The following is a 21,637-nucleotide window of genomic DNA, read 5'->3' as shown; positions in this document are numbered from 1 at the left end:
GAATCTAAGACAAAAGCTCTTGCACTCGCTGCTTGTCAAGCTTATCTGCATTATGAGATACGCTAAACAAAGAGCCTAATCGCTTTAGGAAAGAGCTATTCGTACCTTGGGCGTCTTTAGCCGCATTGCTGCCCGCAATTTTCTCCGTATTTCCCTCTGCTTGTTTTTGCAAAGTTTGAATAGCATCTTTAATCTGCTTTTGCTGTTCTTTCAATGTGTCATAAAATTTCTGCGCGTCAGCTTTAAGTAACTTCATATTAATTTTTGCTGCATTAAAGATAACCCTACCCTCGCTATCCTTGATATTTTTAGCAAATACATTGCTTCCTTCAAATGTTGCATTTTTGAGAGTAGATTCTATATTTTTTTGCAATGTGACCATCTCTTGCTTTATATCATCTTGGTCTGTTTTATCAAAAATTTCTTTGTATTCTTGTGAAAGTTTAGTGATTTTTTCTGCATCAGATTCTATAGAGTTGAGCGATTTTTGGGCAACTTGTAATTTTCCAATATCATTATTTGTGTCTTTAATTTTTTGCGCATATAGATTATTTTTTATATCATTTGTATCCACGCCTTGAGTAGCTTTTGTATCCGAGCTATTCTTGTTGATATTTTGAGTTTGTTTTGTTTCTTGTGTAGCTTGTTTTTTGAGATCCTCTTTGTTGATTTGTTGCGTTGCATTAGTGATTTTCACACTCCACTCCTCTCTTAACTTGAACAATAAGGCTATAAGCCCTATTATTACTCCATATCAAGCATATTTTGTTCCAAATACTTAGTGTGGATATTTGAGGCAAGGAAATCTTGATTTTTCATCATTTTGATATGAAAGGGGATAGTTGTTTTAATCCCCTCAATACAAAATTCCTTTAACGCCCTGTGCATACGATTTATGGCTTGGGCTCTATCTTCTCCCCATACAATGAGCTTGCCAATCATAGAATCATAATGCATAGGCACGACATAGCCACCATAAGCGTGAGTATCAAGCCGCACATTCGCCCCACCGGGTGATACCCATTTAGTGATTTTACCCGGACACGGATAGAATCTCTCTGGATCCTCAGCTGTGATACGACATTCAATAGAATGACCTTTGAAACTAATGCTCTCTTGACTAGGGAGCTTCTCACCTTCTGCAATACGAATCATCCATTCCACCAAATCAAGTCCGCTTACCATTTCACTCACGGTATGCTCGACCTGCAGACGCGTATTCATTTCCATAAAATAGAAATCCTCATAATTAGCATCAAGCAAAAACTCAAATGTCCCCGCGCCCACGTATTTAATGTATTGCGCTGCTTTAACTGCCGTCTCTAAAAGCCTTTTGCGCACTTCAGGCTTAAGCACCACTGCAGGAGATTCCTCAATGAGCTTTTGCTGTCTGCGCTGTGCGGAACAATCGCGCTCACCAATATGCACGACATTGCCGTGCTTATCTGCTAGAATCTGCACTTCAATATGCTTAGGATTGCGGATAAATTTCTCCATATAGATTGTGCCATCGCCAAAGGCACTTACTGCTTCAGATTCTGCTGCAAGATAGAGATTTTTAAGCATTTCTGGCTTTTCCACCACACGCATACCTCTACCACCACCACCAGCAGCCGCTTTTAAAATCACAGGATAGCCTATCTCTTCAGCTATCTTTTGCGCCTCTTTATAATCTTTCAATGCCCCATCGCTCCCTAAAATCACGGGCACACCTGCTTCTTTCATCACATCTTTTGCCTTTGATTTATCGCTCATTAGCACCATTACATCAGCCGTTGGTCCTATAAACTCAATGCTATGATGAGAGCAAATCTCCACAAAATTTTGATTCTCACTCAAAAAGCCATATCCGGGGAAAATCGCATCAACCTTAAGCAATTCAGCTGCACTCATAATCGCAGGAATATTGAGATAACTCTCACTTGATTTTTCCCCTCCCACGCAGATTTTCGCATCAGCCACATCAAGATAATGCACATCTTTATCCGCAGTTGAATAAATCGCTATGGCCTCCTTGCCCATTTCTTGGATTGTTCGAATGGCACGAAGCGCAATCTCTCCTCGATTTGCAATAAGAATCTTCTGTATATGTCTTTGCTTAGCACTCATTACACTGCCTTAGAGCTTTTCAACTTTAATAAGATTTGTGCTAAATTCCACAGGTTGTCCATCACTCACTTCAATAGCCACAATCTTACAATCAAATTCCGCTTCAATCTCATTCATAATTTTCATTGCCTCAATAATCCCTACAGTTTGTCCCTTTTTCACCATATCACCGACATTCACATAAGGTGCTGCACCTGGACTTGGTGAGCGATAGAATGTCCCCACCATCGGAGACGTGATAAAATGTCCTCCCGTATCTTTTGCTACACTTGGCGCAGCAGGGGCAGATTCTGCAACTGCAGGGGCAGAGATGGGGGCAACAAGTGGGGTTTGTGCGCTCACTTGGGGTAAAGCTGTAGTAGTGTATGTAGTAGCACCTGCCTTTTGGAGTTTTAGCTCAAAGCCCTCTTGCTTGAGGCTAAATTTCGCTATATCGCTATTATCAAAAAGCTCCATAATTTTTTTGATTTCTTGCAAATTCATTTTACACCTTTCCTCTTTTTTGGTAAAAATTTAATCTGCTATAATAACACGATTTTTTTTAAAATTAACAAAAATTTATACAAAGTGAGGCTTAAGTATGGGTTTAAAGTCGGATTTATGGATTAAACAAATGAGCCAAAAGGGTATGATTGAGCCATTTTGTGAAAAGCAAATGGGTAAAAATATCGTAAGCTATGGGCTTTCAAGCTATGGATACGATATTCGCGTAGGTAGTGAATTTATGATTTTCACCAATATTGGCGCGACACTTGTTGATCCTAAGTCCTTTGATGAGCGCAATGTAGTGGAGGTGAATGCTCAAGAAGCAGGATTCTGTCTTGTCCCACCTAATTCCTTTGCGCTCGCTCGTACGATAGAATATTTTAGAATCCCGCGCAATGTGTTAGCCATCTGCTTGGGTAAAAGCACGTATGCGCGATGTGGGATTATCGTTAATGTTACGCCATTTGAGCCTGAATTTGAAGGGCATATCACCATTGAGATTTCAAACACCACACCCCTACCCGCAAAGATTTATGCCAATGAAGGTATCGCACAAGTGCTATTTTTAGAGGGTGATGAGCCTTGTGAGGTAAGCTACAAGGACAAAAAAGGCAAATATCAAGGACAAAGGGGCATTACCCTACCTAAGGTATTAAAATAGATTTTGATAAAATCCTGCCATTGTATCACTTTAACTAAAGCCATTACACACTCTCAAGGCAAACTCTCCACTTGCCGCTTTAAAATTATTCTTTCTGCGCTATTGTAGTTTTACCGCCGCGTAAGACTTTTATAGAGGCATTCGCACTTGTACTAATCTACACTTGCAAAAGCCCTGCGGAATGCCTGAAAAATAAAACTAAAGCTGTGGTTTAACCTTATTCTTACCCTTGCGGGATTTTACCAAGTGAGGTATATCCTCGAACCGACCTCTTTAAGCCCTTCTCCCTTATAGAAAAAGGAATAATATAATTTCTAATCCAGCTCACATACTACTACATAGGTTTTCAATCTTTACCGTCCGTATTAAATACCCAAAGCCTACTCATCATAAAACCTACGCATACATACACTGCTCCGCCAATGATTTGAGAAAGATAGGGGTTAATGTCTAAGATTCTATAAGCAGCACTCATTACCATTAATTGCGCTATATACGCCACTCCCATAGCAAAGCCAAATCGAGGCAAATCACGCTTATGTGAGGCAGGGGAGGCAAATGTAAAAGTTTTATTCAAATAATAAGAGAGGATAAAGCCTAGCGCATAGCCGATAATATTCGCCACTTCAGGGATAATCCCTAGCCACAAAAATGCAAATATTGCACCATAGCCCACGCAGGTATTTATCACGCCAATACCAAGATACATAATACCCGATTTTTGCCACGAATGCCTACTCATTCACGCTCCAAATCTCTTTTTACTTATTCTACTCTAAAGGCTTTAACTCCAAAATAATGAGCATAGGTTGTATTAGGCCACTCATTAGGATTATCCCCGGGATTGCCCCAATCGCTATATTGAGCATAAAACGATGTGAAAGTAGAGGCTTTGACTATCACTTCATCTTTGCCTTCACGCTTTTGTGTGGCGATAGAATCTAGCATCGCATTCCATTTCAAGCGTCCATCAATATATGCGCCCAAAACATACGCGCCATACACGCAAGTAATGGCTATTAGAGCCACCTGAATACCTCTAATAAGCCGCGCAGATGAGAGCATACGCATAAATTGCTGATATGTGAATATCACCATCACCGCCATAACAAGTACATAGGCTAGTCGCGCCCTACTAGGAATACCCACCTGAATGGTCGTGCCTACCAAAAGGATATACACAACAAACGCGCTCAATAATTTCACAAAAAGGGCTTGCATATCTGCCTTACCCTGCTTGTGATAAAAATATATCATACATACATAAAATCCTAACAAGAAGGCAAAATACAAGATTCCAACATAATCATAAGTCTCAAAAAATGGAAAAAGCCGTATGTGGTTTTTCACCACAGGTAAGAAAACAGCGCAACCTATCACTACAAGGATAATTTTATATATTTTCATACCCGCCCTGTATCGCTCAAACAGCACAAGTGCGAGAGGAATGCAAAGCATATAAGGCGTGAGGGAGAAAAAGGCTCGATAGGTTTTGCTTAAATGCGTGATTTGCTCTCCTAAGCTCATAGAGAGGATATCGCCTAACGTATAGATAGAATTCCGTCCCAAAAGATCCCACCACACCGCGATTCTCGCAGCGTGTCCGGGGCTAAGATAGAGTGCTAACCACCCTAAACCCAAAGCCACAAATCCCACATAATACCACAGCGGCAAACGCACACACTTATAAAGTGCATAGATAAAGAATCCTATATGCACCACAAGTGCAGTAATGCCCACCATCTCGCTACCCATACCTGCGATGAAGCATAGCAACATCAATGCGAGAGCTTTAAGCAATTCCTTAGATATGCTTGAATCTTTAGACAAAGATTCACAAGCCATATACCGCGCCCAAAACAAACGATAAGGGATAAAGCTATATACTAACGCACAATACGCCCACAAGTAGTTTAAGCTCCCCGCCGCCCATAAGAAAATAGAACCAAATGCCGAGCAATACATCACAATAAGCAGAAGAACACTGAGTATCACCACATCATCAAAGCTTTGCGGCAAACGCGCAAAAATAAAGATGAAAAATCCAAAGATAAATGCCACCGCCACAAATGTATTAAGAATCACAAAATACGCACTAGGGGCGATAGCACCAATATATGCTACCCGTAACATTTCAAAGATTCTGCCATTCCAATTCATATAGCTACGCCAAGCACCCTTTAAACCCTCTGCTGCCACCCCTAAATCATCGCTTTGTGTGGGGAAAAGCGCATTGAGTGCTAATAAGAATCCACTAAAAACACAAAAGTATAGAATTACGCTTTTATGCCCCCCCCCCCCCCGCTATTTATTAACTGCTTCATATATACTCCTTTTGTGATATATTAATGACAAGTATATCATAGAATCACTTTGCCAATGTGGATTATCACTCCCTGCAAGCGTAATACGAAATGTCTATCCACACTTCCAAAGTGAGATTTTAGACATAGAATCCCGAGTCTAATGGCGTATATCTCTTGTTCTCACCCGATTCGTAGTGTGTAACATCGAGAAAAAGGAGGCAGTAGTGCCTCCGCCGATGCGGAGCTAGAAGCGGATTAAGCGATGTTCTCCCCTTGATTGCCGAAAAGATGTAATCCTGTAAAGGTAAAAAGTAGCAGCTTTATTCTTTTGCCCTCTGGGATTACATCGGGGTTAAGGGGAGCGGGGAGGGGATAAACCCCTTTTTGCCTTGCAGGATTACATCTTTTTGCAATAAAAAGAAGTTTAGAATATAGAAAAAGAAAATAGACTAGAGAATCTATATCCCATTATTCCTAAATTAAAGGAGAGTTTCAATTTTTACTGCTCCACCCCCCTGACTCCTTCCGCAAGAGAGAAGGGAAAGAGAAAAAATAAAAGCCCCTCCCCTGTGCTAAGAGAGGTTGGGGGATTCGCATTTGTATAAAATACTAATCCACACTTGCAAATAGTGCAATCATAAATAGAATCTATAGTATCTTATGTGTAGTCTTAGACTTCACAACCACGCTCTCTAAGCCTCCACTTTCATATAATGGAGAGACATCATAATGATTTAAAGCACATTTATGCTCCCTATCTGTAATCCACTCTATCGCGCCATAACTATCCACTAAATTCGGCAAATCTGCACAAGATTCTATAAACATCACTTGATGAGTTTTAGGCAGATACGGCACAATGAGCGAGACATAATAAGTAGAGCCTTTTATAAACGCCACCGCAGGGTATGAGAGCTTTTGATATGCCTCGCTTGATACGAATCGATGATGATTGAGAGCGTCTATTTTATGCTTATTTAAAGGTATAATGCTTCCTATGCACCACATAGCACAAAGCATTATACCCCCCCCCCCCCCCGAGCATTGGCAGAGTATATTTACGCAAATAGCAAGATACAAGATTATACATACTTGCCAAGCTATAAACAGGCAAAAGTAGCAAGATAGGGAAAATAGACATAATATAGCGCAAGTCCTTATAAGGCGCGATAAAAGTCACCACAAAAGCCCAAACAAACGCACAAAGCCCCAAAATCAAGGCAAGTGACATAGGAGGAAGCACCTTGTTGGAATCTTTCATATAGGCAAGAAGCGTAGCGCGGTATTTGATAATTTGAGCTAAAACAAGACATATCCCACAAAAACTTATGCATATCACACCATAAGAAAGCTGTGTGCTTAATATATCAAAGAAACGCTGCGTATTTGCCCCAAAATGCTGCGCCACGTAGTCCATATTGAGCTTATCACCCACTTCCTTGCCCCTCCCACCCGTAAATGCCAGAAAATAGCGCGGATACAAAAGTGTGCTTAAAAGCATTGTATATACAAAAGCCGTGATAAAAAATAGCTTGTCTTTATATACTCTTGCCCGATACGCCCATAAAGTCGCTAAGGCATATATCATCACCACAAATATAGTGGCAAAATATCCACTCAAAAGTAATAAAGCCGTCACGCTCGATAATATCAGCACTTCATAAGAAAGCAATCCCGCACAGATAATCACCGCACATCCTATTACATAGGCTAATGCAAGCATTGCATAGAGTTTAAAAGCAATATGCAGTGTATAAGGAATCCTCCCTAGTATCTCACCTGCTTGTATATTATGCTTTGTATCAAATATAAGATAGCGTGGATTCCCATCTATATGTATCGCAAGGGGCGTAAATGCACCATCTAAGGCACTCTCTAAATGTATAGAATCTAGCATTGGATTTATGACAATATAAGGGCTATGGTCGCGGAAAATATGGCTTGGAAAGAGCATTTTGCCCTTTATCTCATAGCCCAAATACTTAGTATCTGTATCCACTTTATGAGCCACGATTTGCGCATATCTCACCTTATGAGTAAAGCACTCTAAGCTCACACAAAAGCCTAAAACCACGATAATACAAGCACTCCATATCGCAATAGGCTTTTTTACCTTATGCTTATAATTCTCACATTGAAATAAAGACGTGTTAAACAATGGCTTTTTAAAAGATTGCAATATACGCAAAAGCACATAGCAAAAAAGCAGAAAGCTCATTTCCTGCAAAGCATAAGGTCTTATAAAAAGCGTATTGTTGATACTCGCAGGATTCCAAAATGCCAAGCACAAAAATACTAAGATGAAGTAACTCTCCCCAAATAGCCGCCTAGCCAACACAAAAGCACACGCAAAGCCACAGAGCAAAAATACAAAATTTAAGCCTACACCCCTATAAAATGTCTGCTTCAAGTCGGTATGTATAAAGCCTATATGCCACAGACGCAGAAGCGAGTAGTAGAGGTTTGTATGCGGGTCATCGCGGTTATTTACCCACAATCTTTTGACATCATTTAACGTGCCTTTGAGCGTGCTATCATTCCACAGGCTCATTTCCTGCATTTGCTCGGCAGTATAGATTGTATATGTCTCAAAGTCCTTACCCCAGCCATATTCATTATATTCCGCTAAGACAATAGAGAGTATCTCGTCCATATGTGCTATGTCTTTGTATTGTAGATAATACACCCTCAAACCACACGCTACAAGCAAAATCGCCACTGCCCCAAGTATAAGAATCTTTGATTTGGCTATCACATCAATCCTTAGTATCCCTTGGCTGCTTTTCTATATAGATAGGGCGAGATTTCACCTGCTCGTAAATACGCGCTATGTATTCGCCAATAATCCCTAAAATGATGAGCTGCACCCCTCCCAAAAAGGCTATCCACGCCACAAGTGATGTCCAACCAGCCACAGCATTATGAAAAATCAATGTGCTAATAATGGCATAGCAGCCATAGCCTAAACTTAAAACACTCATCACAAGCCCAAGCACAAAGGCAATACGCAAAGGCATAGTGCTAAAGCTCACAAAGCCTTCAATGGCGTATTTAAACAATTTCCAAAAGCTCCAGCCACTACTACCTTGTGTGCGGGGGATATATTCATACGCTAAACCTACTCTTTTAAATCCCACCCATTCAAACATAGCCTTTGAGAATCGATGATACTCACTCATCTTTAAAAGCGCATTGACTACCTGCCTATCCATAAGACGAAAATCCCTCACGCCAGATTCTAAACGCACCGCGGAGATAAGATTACTTAGCATATAAAAACACTGACTTAGCTTCGCACGGATAAAGCCCTCTCCTGTGCGCGAAATACGTCTAGCATAAATCACATCAGCCTCTTTACTATGCCATTTTGCAAACATATCCTTTAGCATTGAAGGCGGGTCTTGCAAATCCACATCAATAAGCGCCACACAATCGCCACTACTCGCCTGTAAGCCAGCATATATGGCACTCTCTTTGCCAAAATTACGTGAAAAATCAATGATTTTTATTTCGCATTCAGCAGGGGGGGGGCAAAAAAGCATTATTGTGCAAATCGCTCTTCATATTTTGCAATGCACATAGCATAGATAGGGTAGAATCCGTGCTACCATCGTTAATAAAAATACATTCAAATGCACTTTGAGGATACGTCTTTATAATATCTGCAAACACTACAAAAATATGCTCACAAAATGCAGAGAGATTCTCTGCTTCATTATAGCAAGGACAAATAAGAGAGAGTTTTGCCACTTTTGCCTCCATTGTCTTTTATCTCTAAATACAAATGGGCGATTATAGCAAATTTTCTATCAAGGCACTCTTAGGACATAAAAATGCAGCGGCAATCCATAAGCATTATGTGAAAGTATCATATCACCCTTTAAGATTCCTAGATACAACAGAGCAGATTTAAGAAATGCTTTTAATCCCAAAGGCGGCACATTATAGCCATACTCCGCGCTAAAGAGTAGCTCATACTTCTTGCTTATCGCTTCTTTGGTGATATATTGTGAAGCATAGGGGGTAAGTATCACTATATCCCCACTTTGCTTAGGCATAGCCTCCATACTTTTAAACACACTCCGCTCGCCCTCTTTAGCAAATGCGTGAAAACGCTCATCAACTTCATCGCTTGAGAGCAAATCAAAATCCCTCGCCCCATAGTGCTCAAGCCACTTGCCAAAGCTATGATACACCTCTACATTACTCACTCTATCCACAGATTCTAAATAAATTCTTGTTTGGGGGTGCTTATGTGTGTAATCACTCACAAATGCCAATGTAGCCTGAAAATTTTGCGGGACAAACTTATAATGCGCTCATAAATAAACCCAAGTAAAGCAGGTATTCCCAACAAACATAATGCCACATAAAATAAAGAGAGTCTTCGCCCATTTATCCCGCCACCACAGCAAAAAACCAGCCCCTATAACAACTAAACCAAAAATATATGCAGGAAGCACATAGTGATAGGAAACAATCCTAAGAATCGCATATTCAAGGAGTAAAATCGCACTGCCCCAAATACTCGCATCAAACAATGGATTAAGGGGAGATTTCTTTAGCAGCACGGCATAGATTCTATACAGAAAGCCGCCAAAAGTAATACCATACAAAAATGGCTCACTGCATATATTGGTAAAAAGTGCCTTTGCAAATACAAGCAGGGCATTATAGGGACTTTTTCCGTAAAATCCACTCTCACCTTTTTGTATTAAAACAACCACCATATACACAGCAAACCATATAATTGCACCCACTATCAGTCCATAATCAAAGATTTTTGTTTGAATCTTGCAAGATTTTTTGCCTTTATGCATACAACATAAATGTATAAAACCAAAGGCACAAAGAAATGCAAAAGCACTCTCTTTATAATACATTGCTATTAGCACATAGCGCCCCAGAAATAAGCGCGATATTTACATATATCTTGCGATGATTGCCTAATACAAAGGCATAGCACATCAAAAATAGGCTCAAAAAGACAAATTCCATACGTTCAGGCACAAAAAGCCGAAGCCACGAGCTAATAAATGCAGGGGAAAGAAGCAATAAGATAAGCAATATATCCACGACATAATATATTTTAGAGGAGTTAATATCTGCAGATTCTGTTATCTCGCGTAAAAACACTCTTAAAGCATAGCGCAATGCAAAGATAACCACCCACACGCAAAGGGCATTGAATGTATAAAACACATAGGCACTCGTGCCAAATAGTAGGCTTAGAATGTTTAATCCTGCCCATCTAACGGATAGAATCTCCCTATGCTAGGCTGGATAAAAAATCCAATGGGTTTATCTACAAAAAGTGTGTGAAGCAAAGTATGGTCATCAATGACGCTAAATCCAGATTATGCCTATACTATAGACATACAAAGGCAATAAAGGCTATTTGCCAATAGAGTGGAGCTTTAGCTAATAGCTGCTGCCCCCACCCCCACGTTATGGGTCATTTGAGTATTCATTATAAGCTCCTTTAATCTAAAAAGTTAGGAATGTATCTCAAATTCCCTTAGAAACTTATTTATTGTTTGATGTGTTTTTTTGTGGATTGGCAATCTCTTCTATAAAGTATCGTGGGCGCCCCTTTGTCTCTGCATAGATTTTGCCCACATACTCGCCAATCACCCCTAAACTCAAAAGCTGAATCCCGCTAAAAAAGCATAGTAGAATAATCGTTGAAGCCCAGCCATACACTACCCCATCGGTAAAAAGCTTTACATAAAGCGCATATAGCCCTAGCCCTAAAGAGAGTATAAAAAATGCAATGCCTAGCATACTCACTATTCTTAAAGGCATTACACTAAAGCTTGTAATGCCATTCCACGCAAAAGAGAGCATTTTAAACAATGGATATTTACTCTCCCCCGCCAATCGCTCTAGCCTATCGTACTCCACCCTATCGCTTTTAAATCCTAGCAAAGGCACGATACCGCGCAAAAATAAATTCCGCTCTTTAAAGCTTAAAAGTGCAGAAATCGCACGAGATGAGAGCAGCCGATAGTCGGCGTGATTATAGGTGATTTTCACCCCCATAAACGCCATAAGTTTATAGAATCCTAACGCGCTATATTTTTTAAAAAAGCTATCTTTATTGCGTGATTTTCTTACCCCCAAAACCACTTCCACCCCTCTCTTAGCCTTTTCTATAAATGTATCTATCACACTAATATCATCTTGCAAATCACAATCAATACTCAAGGCATAATCGCATTTATCAGCCACATATTCTAATCCGGCTAAAAGCGCATTTTGATGTCCGCAATTTCTTGAAAGCTTTATGCCACTACTTGCAATCAAACCATTTTGCTCCTGTGCAAGAGATTGGAGAATCTCCCAAGTCCTATCCTTGCTTCCATCATCGACAAAACATATAAAGCTATCTTTAGCAATCTCACCCTTTTGGGCTAAAGATTCTAAAATCGTGCTCATCTCTGTGTGTGTTTGCCTAAGCACCGCCCCTTCATTATATGCGGGTATCACAACACAAAGGCGCATTACACGCTCCTCTGCGGAAGCAAAAATTGCAAAATAATAGAAAAAGAAAAAAAGATAATAAAGTAGAGAATCTTACTATTTTTTAACGGGGGGGGGGGTGATGAAAGAAGTGGCAAAGATATAATATGTCATTTTATCTCCTTATATTTTTGCATATTTCTATACTATGCACTGCTAAAACCTTTTGCGCCATTTATTCCCACAAGCGCTTTATCACACAAGAGCGGATTGTAATGCCTCTATACTTAGAAACTACTAAATCTCTATACAAAATCCCTAAAGAGCTTACCCACATCGACATTTTGTATCACCCTATGGGCGCATTTATCATAGATTCCTGCCGCACCACTGACCAAATCATCGCTAGAGATTCCGTGACTGATAGAAATTTTTGCCTCTAAATACGCGCTTAGATTATCAAAAATCTTTAAGAACTCCCCATATATGCCATTGTATTCATTAAGGTTAAAATTCTCCATTAGCTCCTCGCCACTTGTAGCGTTGTGTGGGAAAGATTCTATGATATAACGATTAGCAAACTCATTTTGTGTAAAATATCGTATATCCTCTGCGATATTAGGCGGGACAATAGCAAGAATCTTCTTTTGCACCGCCTCTTCCTCTATTTCTTTAATCAGTTTATCAAGCCCCTTAACACTGCGTTTAATAGGCGAGATAATATCACGTGTGAGTATCTCAGGTAAATCGTGGAAAAGCCCGCAAAGGAAGTGGTTAATACGCATTTTTTCACAGCAGCCTATATCAAGGCTCACTAAATACGCACTCAAAGCCACTATAAGCGTATGCCCCAGAACCGAAGTAGCGGGGATTCTAGGCGTTTGACTCCAGCGCTTTTGGAATCTAAGCTGCCCAAACATCGCTATAAGCTCTCGCACATTTTCATAAAGCATAATCTGCTGCATACCCGCTAGATGATAATGCTCCTCCACCTCCTTATTTAGCTCATTTCTAATATGCTGCACATCATACATATAAGGATTAAAATGATAGATAATATCAAACTCCCATTTAGAAGCATAATAATGCGAGGCTTTGAGAATCTGCCTTTCGATATTGTCTTTTGAGCTTATCAAATACTCTTTCATCAAAGGGAAAAATTCATAATTGCTCAATTCATCTTGCAGCTGCGCATATACAAATTCCACTAGCTCCTTATTATGCGAGCGGCGGAGCTGATGAAACACAGGGGGCTTAATATCTGTCAAAACAATACGTTCAAAAAATTCAAAGCAAAATTGCAATATCAACCTTTCCCAGTCAATGCTCACGCCGCGATTTTCCTCATACTTTGCCAAAATATAGGCAATCACAATTTTATGCGCTTGTTTATCAAGCTCTACAAGCTCCACAGGCGTGGCTTGGTCATTCCATCGGCGGATACTTGCCGCCACAAAGATTCGCTTCAGCAATGCTGCACTTAAACGCGGGGCTTTGTATTGAGAATCCATAGCATTCCTTTATGCAGAAAGTAAAATATGGCAAAATAATACTTTTTTCTTAATAAAATTCAAAATATCCAATGGTTTTTTGATGCTTAAGTATCTAAAAACGTTTTACCTTAAATAATCTAGCAAGCAACTTAAGCACTATAAATTCTGTGCTAAATGCCTCTACAAATTTGTAAAATTTTGATAATCAAGGGATGATCACAACCTTTTAATGATAACTACAACAATACCACCGGGACACTCACGAACTTTAATAACCAAACAAACACTCAAGCCGGAAATATCACAAATACTGGCACTCTCACTACTGGCTCAAACTCCGGCAGCAGAACCACGCTCACCAATAGCACGAAACCAATATAAAGACATTACCAATAATGCCGGTGGAGATATACAGAATCTCAATAATAACAACACATTTTGCACGATTACGGGCGAAAATAATGAAGGGACAATCACAAATATCAGCAATACCACGAATGGAACCATAGATTCTATAAGTAACCAAGGACATATCAAAGATGGCACCAATGATGGACATATTAAAGGATTTGTAAATGTAAATCCTAATGCCCAAGCAGATGAAGGCAAACTTGATACATTTACAAATAATAAACAAATAGATAGCTTTGATAATCAAGGTGGTTCTGTGGGAACATTTACTAATGCTCAAAATGCAACTATAACTCAATTTACAAATAGTGCTCAAGGAAACATAGATACATTAAGCAATAATGGAACACTTGTAGGATTTACAAATGCTGTTAATGGGCAGGTAGGTTTGGAGGAGATTTAAGAAAAAACTAAAGGCTTCTTCAGTTTATACGAGGCTAAATAGCCTTGAACGCTTTAACGCTTTCTTTTTTTCTCTTTTCTCTCGTGTTCCTCATTACCAGAGATATCTTACCTTTATCTCCATTTTTTAGAGACATTATTTTACACATTTCTTTTTTTAAGGCTTATGGATTGCCTAAAAGTTTCTTTAAGATTTTAAAATCTCTAGTCTATCATTTCTGCGCTGTTGTATTTCACCACCGCAAAGGCATAATAGAATCTAGCTCATTCGTGAAAAATGCTCAATAGCCTTAGCAAGCTCATGTAAGGTCTTATCAATATCGCCCTTTTCATCGCATATACTATCGCGCACACAATGATTGATATGCCCTTCAAGCACGATTTGCCCAACTTTATGTATCGCGCTCTTAGCCGCATTAAGCTGGATAAGCACATCAGGACAAGGCGCATTATCATTTATCATTTTATCGATACCATTAAGCTGTCCTATCACTTTTTTTAATCGTTTATGAATATCTTGTGTAGAGTGTTCAGGCATATAAACTCCTTCGATTAGATTCTGCGATAGCTAAGGGCTTCGAGTATATGCGATTTATTAATCTCCTTTGTCTTAGCTAAATCGGCAATCGTGCGTGCAAGTTTTTTGACTTTATTTTGCGCACGATGTGAGAGGGCATATCGCTCACTTGCTTGATGGAGTAGCTTTAGACACTCCCCATCAAGCCGACAAACGATATCAATATCCTTTTCCTCAAGCTTACCATTTAGTGCCACTTGCCCCCTTGCCTTTTGCATAGTGAAAGCATCAAAGACCATTTTTTGCATACTTTGGGAATCTAACCCTGTATTTACCTCGCTCTTATCCTCTTCATTCTTATTCATTTGTATAGAAATATCGATTCTATCAAGCAGGGGCTGGGATAATCGCGCACGATATGCGTTAATCTCCCTATCTTGACAGCGGCATTCTTTAGTTTTGCTTAACTGATTCCCGCAAGGGCAGGGATTCATCGCAGCGACAAACATAAAACTTGTATCATACTCAAGCTTAGAATGCACACGTGAGATAACAAGCTTATTATTCTCAAGCGGCTCACGCAAAGATTCTAAAATATCACGCTTAAAATGAGGCAATTCATCAAAAAACAAAATGCCATTATGCGCTAGGGCAATCTCTCCGGGCTTGGCTTCAAATTGTGTTGCTGAGCCTAGAATACTTGATTTGCTTGCGCTTTGATGGGGATTGCGAAAGGGGCGTAAGGGCGTGTATTGTGCGTTTTGCTTATTGAGCGCTTGGGATTTTACATTCTCTATCATCTCTTGCAGGGAGCTTGGAGGCAAGATATATAAAAGCCGCTTGGCAATCATACTCTTTCCACAGCCAGGTGAGCCTTCCATAATGAAATTATGGAATCCTGCAGCAGCGATAAGTGCAGCGCGTTTAGCGATATTTTGCCCCTTGACATCGCTAAAATCATATTCAAAACTATCATTATAATAATATTTTTCCCCTTCAATCTCCATAGACTTAAAGCCCTTAAATGTCTCTAAAGTGGGCTGCATATTATAAGATTCTAAGGGAGCAGATTCTGGATTATTGAGTATATCTATTGCTTCTTTTAGATGTGAGATAAAATAAAAGTCAAGATTAGGAATAGGGCTTAGCAAGTCCTTTGCCGTATAGGGCACAAACACCCTTGCATTAGGATACAAAAGCGCAATATCAAGCAAAAGCGGAAAAATAGAATCAAGATATTTTACGCTCCCATCAAGCCCAAGCTCGCCAAAGGCAAACCATTGTGTATTATCCTGTGAAGCTTTTTGCAATGCAAGAGCGATAGGCAAATCAAAATGCCCTCCGCTCTTTGGCATATCAGAGGGCGAGAGATTGACATTAATCTTAAGAGGAGAAAGGGTAATGCCGCTATTAGTGAGGGCAGATTGGACACGTTGCTTAGATTCTTGTATGGAGCTATGGACAAGCCCAGTAATATTAAATTGAGGCAGACCCTTTGTGTAGGAGGCTTCCACCTCAACGATTTTTGCACTTGTGCCAAAACTTGTAGCACTAAGGATTGTTTGAACCACTATTAATCCTTAGCATTTTTGCACTTCTTTAATGCTTGTTCAAATTTTTTACGTCTCAAAATAGGAAGCTTATCGACGAAAAGAATACCATTTAAATGGTCTATTTCGTGCTGAATCGCCACAGCAAGAAAGCCCTCTGCCTTTAGAATCTTGTCATTGCCATATCTATCTTTGTAAGCAATGGATACTTTATTAAAGCGTTTCACATTTTCAAAAAAATCAGGCACGGACAGACAGCCCTCCTCCCAATCTATGCTTTCTTCTTGCACTAAAAATGTGGGATTAATAATTTCTAGCAAATCCTCTTTGTGTTGTAGATTATCTTCCTCGCGTGGAATATTGATGATAAGAATCTGCTTTGGCACTCCTACTTGTATCGCGGCTAAACCTACGCCTTTACGCTCCATCATCGTATCATACATATCATCAAGGAATGTATGGAGCTTTTCATCAAAATCCTTTATAGGCGTGGATTTCTCTCGTAACTTAGGATTAGGATAAGTCAAAATCGCCAAGGTCGCCAAGATCATCTCCGGGTATTTCAAAATCATCTTCGGAATCCGAAGAAGCATTTTTCTTAGATTGCTTTTGAGTGATTTTTAGTGTTTCACCCTCCTTTATTGCTTCTTGTAAATGCTCTTTTGCTTCTTCTAGTAATATATCAGGGGTTTTATTTACATCAAGTGTTACGCCGCCCATAACAATTTGTAATTGCAATTCCATATCACCAATAAAAATATTTGTTTCTTTACATCTTCTAATGACATCTTCGCATAATTGCACCGCTCCTTCAAGCTGCACATTTTTGAGCAACATACCAAAGCGCCCCTCACCCAAATAAGACACAATATCCTTCGCACCAATATTTTTAGAAACAATCTTAGCAATATTTTTAAAGGCTGTTATAAGCTTATTCTTGTCATTAAGTTGCCTTGCAAATTCTTTAGAAGGAGCAAAAACTATGACTGCACAATGTCTAGGAAACTCTCTGCCATTCTTACATTCTGTTTCGATAGCCTGCATTAAAAATGATCGCGTATATATACCTAATATCGTATCATACATAGCTCCATTTTTGGCTAGAGAAGATTTATTATACATATCACGATAAGCACGTGATACATAATCTGCTTCTTTGACAATTTGTTTGTGGAATCCCCTAATCTCATTTATAAGCACTTTGATGGCATTTTGTGCGCCAAGCGGATTTGTGATTTCCGTAATTTCTGCTAAGCGGTCTTTTGTGTTGCTTTCCATAGCAGACATATGCTTACATAACACCAGCAAATGCTCTAACACATTTTTCAATGTAGCAAAATTGTCATTAAATATTTTCTCAAGCGCAATCAAACGCGAATCGTGATTGCTGCTCTCAATCATCGCTCTAATTTTTTCCCTTATATCTTCGTCTTGCTCTTGCGAAAGCGTTTTCTCAAAATAGGCTTCAAAATTTTCAGGTAATGGTAAAATCGCATCTTTTTCTAAAGCTTCTAATGCCTGTTTAGAAATAGATGTGAGTTTTTGTGTTGTTTCAGCTAGATTGACAGGAGCGTTTCCACCTTGTTTTTGCTGACCTTTCTTCATAATTCCAAGCTCTGTATCATCAAGCCCCCCAAAAAAATCATTATTCCCAATATCTAAGTCTAATCCATTTAGATCCATCATAGCACCTCCATAAATACTGACCTATTCATCATTTTAAACTTTTGGTTAGAATCTCATCAACCAATCCATATTTTTTAGCTTCCTCACCACTCATAAAAAAATCGCGTTCTGTATCAAGACTGATCTTTTCAACACTTTGTCCTGTGTTTTGTGCCATAATCTCATTAAGTGTTTGCTTTAAACGCAAAATCTCCTTTGCCTGAATCTCAATATCCGTAGCCTGTCCTTGTGCACCACCTAAAGGCTGATGAATCATAATGCGTGAGTTTGGTAGGGAAAATCGCTTCCCCTTTGTGCCAGAGCTAAGGAGGAATGCCCCAGCAGACGCGGCCTGTCCAATGCAAATTGTGCTAATATCAGAGCGAATATAGTTCATCGTATCATAAATGCTAAAGGCGCTTGTAATCACACCACCGGGTGAATTGATATAAAAATTAATATCTTTATCGGGGTCCTCTGCCTCTAAAAAAAGTAGTTGTGCGACAATAGAAGAGGCTACGTGGTCATTAATTTCACCACTCAACAAAATAATGCGGTCTTTAAGTAGACGTGAGTAAATATCATAACTACGCTCCCCTCGCCCTGTACGTTCAATCACATAGGGAATATAAACACTCATTATGAATCCTTTTTGGCTGTTTTAGACTTTGAGTGAGATTCTGTTGTGCTAGCCGAATCTGCCTTTTTTGCATTATTTTTTCCACTTTCAAATTTTTGGTCAAGTAAGTATTGTAGCACTCTATCCTCAATCATAGTCATTTTAATTGCAGGGACAAGATTATTTTTTTGATAATGCTCTAATACTGCGCGTGGGTCCTGCCCCATCATCATCGCTTCATAATAAATAGTTTGCAGCACTTCATTATCATCAATAATAATATTATATTTCTTTGCTAAAGCGTCCATAATAAAGGTAATTTGCACACTTTTTTGCGCTTCATCACGTTGGAGTTCGCGCTGCCTCTTTGCTTCCTCTTCATTATTTTTAAGTTTTTCAAAAGATTCTGGTGCAAATTTAGAGAGAGTGTTTCTAAAGAGTATGTCCATCTCTTGCTCTACAATTAGTTCAGGTAAATCAAAGGATATATTTTTTAGCAATGCCCCTATAAGTTGCTCTTTTAATTCCTTATTATAAAGCTCATTTTTTTGCTCCATTTCAAGCTGTGCTTTTATGTCGCTTTTTAGTGTCTCAAGCGTAGCTTCCTCTCCGGCAATACTCTTAGCAAAGTCCTCATCAATTTTTACTTTATCTTTTTGCAGAATCTTATGCAAGCTTACCTCAAAACTCGCCTCCTTACCCGCTAAATGCGCAGCTTGATACTCTGCTGGAAATGTAACCTGTATCGTGCGTTTCTCACCCTTTTTCATACCAATAAGCGCGTCCTCAAATCCCGGAATAAATTGATTAGAACCAATAACAAGATTGAAATTCTCTCCCTTGCCGCCATCAAATGCTTTTCCATCAATAAATCCTTCAAAATCAATATTTGCTGTATCATCTTTTTGTAATGCCCTATCCTCTACTATTTCGCTTAAAGGCGCGCGATTTTTGGCAATTTCTTCCAAACGCTCATCTATTTGTGCTTTCGTAATAACCTTTAACTTCACTTCAGGCACATATTCCTCGACCTTATCAAGCTCAAATGTAGGCATTATGCTTAATTTAATTTCAAGTTCTATATCACTTTCACCTTTATCAAATTTAGAAATTATAGGATTGCCAATAAGCGCATTTGGGGCGATGCCAAGCTCCTTGAGTGCAGATTCTAATATATCTTGTATTGCTGCTTGTTGTGCATCTTGCTCAACCTGCTCTTTATAGCGTGTTTTAATGACTTTTGCAGGGACCTTGCCCTTCCTAAATCCATCAATCTTGACACTCTTTGCAATCTTTTTAACAACTCCTTCCATTTTCGTCTCGAGCACCTTAAGTGCAATTTTACCATCAACAATGGCATTAGCGTTGTTTGTGCGTTTTGTTGTGAAATTCATTAGGCTTCCTTAATCAAATAAAAAAGTATAATTTGGTATTCTATAATAAAAAATCTTAAAAGTAGGTTTTATAATGCCATTATCTCAAATCAAGCAAAAGCTCCAAAACAATATCAATCTTTCCCCAAGCTATGGACATTTAGTAAAAGTAATGCAAAATATGCTTGTAGCCGATGGAGTAAAACCATCTGTGGGAGATATTGTCAAAATTCTTCCTTCTTATAATAATAAACATTTTTCAAAATCCAATAAAGCCCATCATAATAAGCCAATTAAACAGCATACTTCTCTGTCTCGCACTCACAGCTTGGGTATGGTTATAGCCATTGAGGGAGAGCATTTTTTTATCAGTCCTTTTTCATTTACCGAGGGGCATAAATGTGGCGATAGAGTGGAGATTCTTAATCCGGGCTTACAAATCCCTGTGGGAAAGCATATTTTAGGGAGGGTTGTGAATCCGCTAGGAGAGCCTATCGATGGTAAGGGTGCGCTTAATGCCACAGCCGCTACACCGCTTATGCGCTCCCCCATTGGTGCGCTCAAACGTGGCTTAATCGATGAGGTGTTTGAAGTGGGCGTAAAGTCTATTGATTCTATCCTCACTTGTGGTAAAGGGCAAAAAATGGGCATTTTTGCTGGTTCAGGTGTGGGAAAATCTACGCTTATGGGCATGATAGTGCGTGGTTCAAATGCACCAATTAAGGTTATTGCGCTCATTGGTGAGAGAGGCAGAGAAGTCCCTGAATTTATACACAAGAATCTTAATGATGATTTGACAAATACCATTCTTGTGGTGGCAACTAGCGATGATTCCCCGCTTATGCGTAAGTATGGCGCATTTAGCGCAATGGCAATAGCCGAGTATTTTAAATCTCAAGGCAATGATGTGCTTTTCATTATGGATTCTGTAACGCGCTTTGCTATGGCACAGCGTGAAATCGGCTTAGCCTTAGGAGAACCGCCAACAAGCAAGGGCTATCCACCATCTGTGCTGACATTATTGCCTCAACTGATGGAACGTGCGGGCAAGGAAGATGGCATAGGCTCTATTACTGCATTTTTTACCGTGCTTGTGGAAGGCGATGACTTAAGCGATCCCATCGCAGACCAAAGCCGCTCTATACTTGATGGGCATATCGTGTTAAATCGCGATTTGACAGATATGGGGATTTACCCACCTATCAATATTCTTGCCTCTGCCTCACGTCTTATTAATGACATCATTACACCCGAACATTTGCAGGCTGTGCGGAAATTCAGGCGATTATACTCTCTCATTAAGGAAAATGAAGTGATTATCCGCATTGGAGCATATCAAAAGGGATCTGATGCGGAACTTGATGAAGCCATTAATAAACGTCCGTTAATGGAATCTTTTTTAAAGCAAGAAATGGACGAAAAATGGGATTTTACATCTTCCTTACAAGAACTTTTGCGTATTATGGGTGAATAAATAAATTATTATCTTTTTATATCTTTCTATATACATTAAATTAATTATAAAATGATAAAATCTAGCGCTTTCTTAGCAAGGTTAAAATAAACTTTACTTTTTAATACGA

Annotated in this window: 23 protein-coding genes; 3 read left to right on the top strand and 20 right to left on the bottom strand. The window is 39.3% G+C overall.

The window, feature by feature from the left end; all coding sequences use genetic code 11:
* Positions 1–4: 4 nt before the first annotated feature.
* Genes V3I05_RS08940 through accB form a run of 3 tightly spaced genes read right to left on the bottom strand, consistent with a single transcriptional unit; the run spans position 5 to position 2,592 of the window.
* Entirely contained in the window at positions 5–697 is a 693-nt protein-coding gene (locus V3I05_RS08940) for a hypothetical protein (RefSeq protein WP_300451899.1), read from the bottom strand.
* Positions 698–744: 47 nt separating this feature from the next.
* Entirely contained in the window at positions 745–2,109 is a 1,365-nt protein-coding gene (locus V3I05_RS08935) for an acetyl-CoA carboxylase biotin carboxylase subunit (protein WP_300449049.1), read from the bottom strand.
* Between the two features lie 9 nt (positions 2,110–2,118).
* Positions 2,119–2,592: an acetyl-CoA carboxylase biotin carboxyl carrier protein gene (accB, locus tag V3I05_RS08930; protein WP_295698167.1), complete on the bottom strand. Its 474-nt coding sequence runs from the start codon at positions 2,590–2,592 to the stop codon at positions 2,119–2,121.
* A gap of 97 nt (positions 2,593–2,689) precedes the next feature.
* Between accB and dcd the strand changes: the two genes are divergently transcribed.
* Positions 2,690–3,256, top strand: coding sequence for a dCTP deaminase (gene dcd, locus V3I05_RS08925; RefSeq protein ID WP_343353371.1), 567 nt, complete (start codon positions 2,690–2,692; stop codon positions 3,254–3,256).
* A 346-nt stretch (positions 3,257–3,602) separates the two neighbouring features.
* Here dcd and V3I05_RS08920 read toward each other — a convergent pair whose 3' ends face one another.
* The 11 genes from V3I05_RS08920 to V3I05_RS08870 all read right to left on the bottom strand — a co-directional run bounded on the left by V3I05_RS08920 (position 3,603) and on the right by V3I05_RS08870 (position 13,535).
* Positions 3,603–3,998, bottom strand: a complete 396-nt coding sequence (locus V3I05_RS08920; RefSeq protein ID WP_300451896.1) for a GtrA family protein — start codon at positions 3,996–3,998, stop codon at positions 3,603–3,605.
* 23 nt (positions 3,999–4,021) lie between these two features.
* Positions 4,022–5,533, bottom strand: a complete 1,512-nt coding sequence (locus tag V3I05_RS08915) for a DUF6056 family protein (protein WP_343354258.1) — start codon at positions 5,531–5,533, stop codon at positions 4,022–4,024.
* 677 nt (positions 5,534–6,210) lie between these two features.
* Complete coding sequence (locus V3I05_RS08910) at positions 6,211–6,582, bottom strand: hypothetical protein (RefSeq protein WP_295698175.1); 372 nt, start codon at positions 6,580–6,582, stop codon at positions 6,211–6,213.
* Complete coding sequence (locus V3I05_RS08905; RefSeq protein ID WP_343353369.1) at positions 6,536–8,317, bottom strand: hypothetical protein; 1,782 nt, start codon at positions 8,315–8,317, stop codon at positions 6,536–6,538. The genes V3I05_RS08910 and V3I05_RS08905 overlap by 47 nt, the downstream gene beginning before the upstream one ends.
* A 1-nt stretch (position 8,318) precedes the next feature.
* Positions 8,319–9,104 (bottom strand): glycosyltransferase family 2 protein, encoded by a 786-nt coding sequence (locus V3I05_RS08900; RefSeq protein WP_300449045.1) that lies wholly within the window; start codon positions 9,102–9,104, stop codon positions 8,319–8,321.
* Positions 9,079–9,312: a glycosyltransferase gene (locus V3I05_RS08895; protein WP_343353368.1), complete on the bottom strand. Its 234-nt coding sequence runs from the start codon at positions 9,310–9,312 to the stop codon at positions 9,079–9,081. Before V3I05_RS08895 ends, V3I05_RS08900 begins: the two co-directional genes overlap by 26 nt.
* A 59-nt stretch (positions 9,313–9,371) precedes the next feature.
* Entirely contained in the window at positions 9,372–9,842 is a 471-nt protein-coding gene (locus V3I05_RS08890; RefSeq protein ID WP_300600189.1) for a hypothetical protein, read from the bottom strand.
* A 39-nt stretch (positions 9,843–9,881) separates the two neighbouring features.
* A complete protein-coding gene (locus V3I05_RS08885) occupies positions 9,882–10,457 on the bottom strand; it encodes a hypothetical protein (protein WP_343353365.1) in 576 nt (191 codons plus the stop codon).
* Complete coding sequence (locus V3I05_RS08880) at positions 10,435–10,764, bottom strand: hypothetical protein (protein WP_295698186.1); 330 nt, start codon at positions 10,762–10,764, stop codon at positions 10,435–10,437. Before V3I05_RS08880 ends, V3I05_RS08885 begins: the two co-directional genes overlap by 23 nt.
* 324 nt (positions 10,765–11,088) lie before the next feature.
* Positions 11,089–12,066: a glycosyltransferase family 2 protein gene (locus tag V3I05_RS08875; protein WP_343353363.1), complete on the bottom strand. Its 978-nt coding sequence runs from the start codon at positions 12,064–12,066 to the stop codon at positions 11,089–11,091.
* A 263-nt stretch (positions 12,067–12,329) separates the two neighbouring features.
* Positions 12,330–13,535 carry an HD domain-containing protein gene (locus tag V3I05_RS08870; RefSeq protein WP_295698191.1) on the bottom strand — a complete coding sequence of 402 codons (1,206 nt, stop codon included), beginning with the start codon at positions 13,533–13,535 and terminating at the stop codon, positions 12,330–12,332.
* A 211-nt stretch (positions 13,536–13,746) separates the two neighbouring features.
* Between V3I05_RS08870 and V3I05_RS08865 the strand changes: the two genes are divergently transcribed.
* Complete coding sequence (locus V3I05_RS08865) at positions 13,747–14,331, top strand: hypothetical protein (protein ID WP_343353362.1); 585 nt, start codon at positions 13,747–13,749, stop codon at positions 14,329–14,331.
* 258 nt (positions 14,332–14,589) lie between these two features.
* On the opposite strand, the gene V3I05_RS08860 is transcribed toward V3I05_RS08865, so the two are convergent.
* Genes V3I05_RS08860 through tig form a run of 6 tightly spaced genes read right to left on the bottom strand, consistent with a single transcriptional unit; the run spans position 14,590 to position 20,075 of the window.
* Entirely contained in the window at positions 14,590–14,868 is a 279-nt protein-coding gene (locus tag V3I05_RS08860; RefSeq protein ID WP_295698197.1) for a metal-sensing transcriptional repressor, read from the bottom strand.
* A gap of 14 nt (positions 14,869–14,882) precedes the next feature.
* Entirely contained in the window at positions 14,883–16,418 is a 1,536-nt protein-coding gene (locus tag V3I05_RS08855; protein ID WP_300448970.1) for a YifB family Mg chelatase-like AAA ATPase, read from the bottom strand.
* Positions 16,419–16,420: 2 nt separating this feature from the next.
* Positions 16,421–16,948, bottom strand: a complete 528-nt coding sequence (gene def / locus V3I05_RS08850; RefSeq protein WP_300448968.1) for a peptide deformylase — start codon at positions 16,946–16,948, stop codon at positions 16,421–16,423.
* Positions 16,911–18,083 carry a GGDEF domain-containing protein gene (locus tag V3I05_RS08845; RefSeq protein WP_343353360.1) on the bottom strand — a complete coding sequence of 391 codons (1,173 nt, stop codon included), beginning with the start codon at positions 18,081–18,083 and terminating at the stop codon, positions 16,911–16,913. Before V3I05_RS08845 ends, def begins: the two co-directional genes overlap by 38 nt.
* A gap of 28 nt (positions 18,084–18,111) precedes the next feature.
* Positions 18,112–18,702, bottom strand: coding sequence for an ATP-dependent Clp endopeptidase proteolytic subunit ClpP (clpP, locus tag V3I05_RS08840; RefSeq protein WP_295698207.1), 591 nt, complete (start codon positions 18,700–18,702; stop codon positions 18,112–18,114).
* On the bottom strand, positions 18,702–20,075 hold the full coding sequence (gene tig, locus V3I05_RS08835; protein ID WP_300448964.1) for a trigger factor: 1,374 nt from the start codon (positions 20,073–20,075) through the stop codon (positions 18,702–18,704). Before tig ends, clpP begins: the two co-directional genes overlap by 1 nt.
* Positions 20,076–20,148: 73 nt before the next feature.
* Between tig and fliI the strand changes: the two genes are divergently transcribed.
* Entirely contained in the window at positions 20,149–21,528 is a 1,380-nt protein-coding gene (gene fliI, locus V3I05_RS08830) for a flagellar protein export ATPase FliI (RefSeq protein ID WP_300448962.1), read from the top strand.
* Positions 21,529–21,637 lie beyond the last annotated feature (109 nt).

This window comes from Helicobacter mastomyrinus (genome assembly GCF_039555295.1).
GTDB lineage: Bacteria > Campylobacterota > Campylobacteria > Campylobacterales > Helicobacteraceae > Helicobacter_C > Helicobacter_C mastomyrinus.
This window is presented reverse-complemented; position numbering and strand designations above follow the sequence as displayed.

What these genes read in the sequence shown, in the direction of transcription:
- V3I05_RS08935 (WP_300449049.1), bottom strand. Translation starts at nt 2,109, where the DNA reads ATGAGTGCTAAGCAAAGACATATACAGAAGATTCTTATTGCAAATCGA.
- accB (WP_295698167.1), bottom strand. Translation starts at nt 2,592, where the DNA reads ATGAATTTGCAAGAAATCAAAAAAATTATGGAGCTTTTTGATAATAGC.
- dcd (WP_343353371.1), top strand. Translation starts at nt 2,690, where the DNA reads ATGGGTTTAAAGTCGGATTTATGGATTAAACAAATGAGCCAAAAGGGT.
- V3I05_RS08920 (WP_300451896.1), bottom strand. Translation starts at nt 3,998, where the DNA reads ATGAGTAGGCATTCGTGGCAAAAATCGGGTATTATGTATCTTGGTATT.
- V3I05_RS08910 (WP_295698175.1), bottom strand. Translation starts at nt 6,582, where the DNA reads ATGCTTTGTGCTATGTGGTGCATAGGAAGCATTATACCTTTAAATAAG.
- V3I05_RS08900 (WP_300449045.1), bottom strand. Translation starts at nt 9,104, where the DNA reads ATGCTTTTTTGCCCCCCCCCTGCTGAATGCGAAATAAAAATCATTGAT.
- V3I05_RS08875 (WP_343353363.1), bottom strand. Translation starts at nt 12,066, where the DNA reads ATGCGCCTTTGTGTTGTGATACCCGCATATAATGAAGGGGCGGTGCTT.
- V3I05_RS08870 (WP_295698191.1), bottom strand. Translation starts at nt 13,535, where the DNA reads ATGGATTCTCAATACAAAGCCCCGCGTTTAAGTGCAGCATTGCTGAAG.
- V3I05_RS08865 (WP_343353362.1), top strand. Translation starts at nt 13,747, where the DNA reads ATGATAACTACAACAATACCACCGGGACACTCACGAACTTTAATAACC.
- V3I05_RS08860 (WP_295698197.1), bottom strand. Translation starts at nt 14,868, where the DNA reads ATGCCTGAACACTCTACACAAGATATTCATAAACGATTAAAAAAAGTG.
- def (WP_300448968.1), bottom strand. Translation starts at nt 16,948, where the DNA reads ATGATCTTGGCGACCTTGGCGATTTTGACTTATCCTAATCCTAAGTTA.
- V3I05_RS08845 (WP_343353360.1), bottom strand. Translation starts at nt 18,083, where the DNA reads ATGATGGATCTAAATGGATTAGACTTAGATATTGGGAATAATGATTTT.
- clpP (WP_295698207.1), bottom strand. Translation starts at nt 18,702, where the DNA reads ATGAGTGTTTATATTCCCTATGTGATTGAACGTACAGGGCGAGGGGAG.
- tig (WP_300448964.1), bottom strand. Translation starts at nt 20,075, where the DNA reads ATGAATTTCACAACAAAACGCACAAACAACGCTAATGCCATTGTTGAT.
- fliI (WP_300448962.1), top strand. Translation starts at nt 20,149, where the DNA reads ATGCCATTATCTCAAATCAAGCAAAAGCTCCAAAACAATATCAATCTT.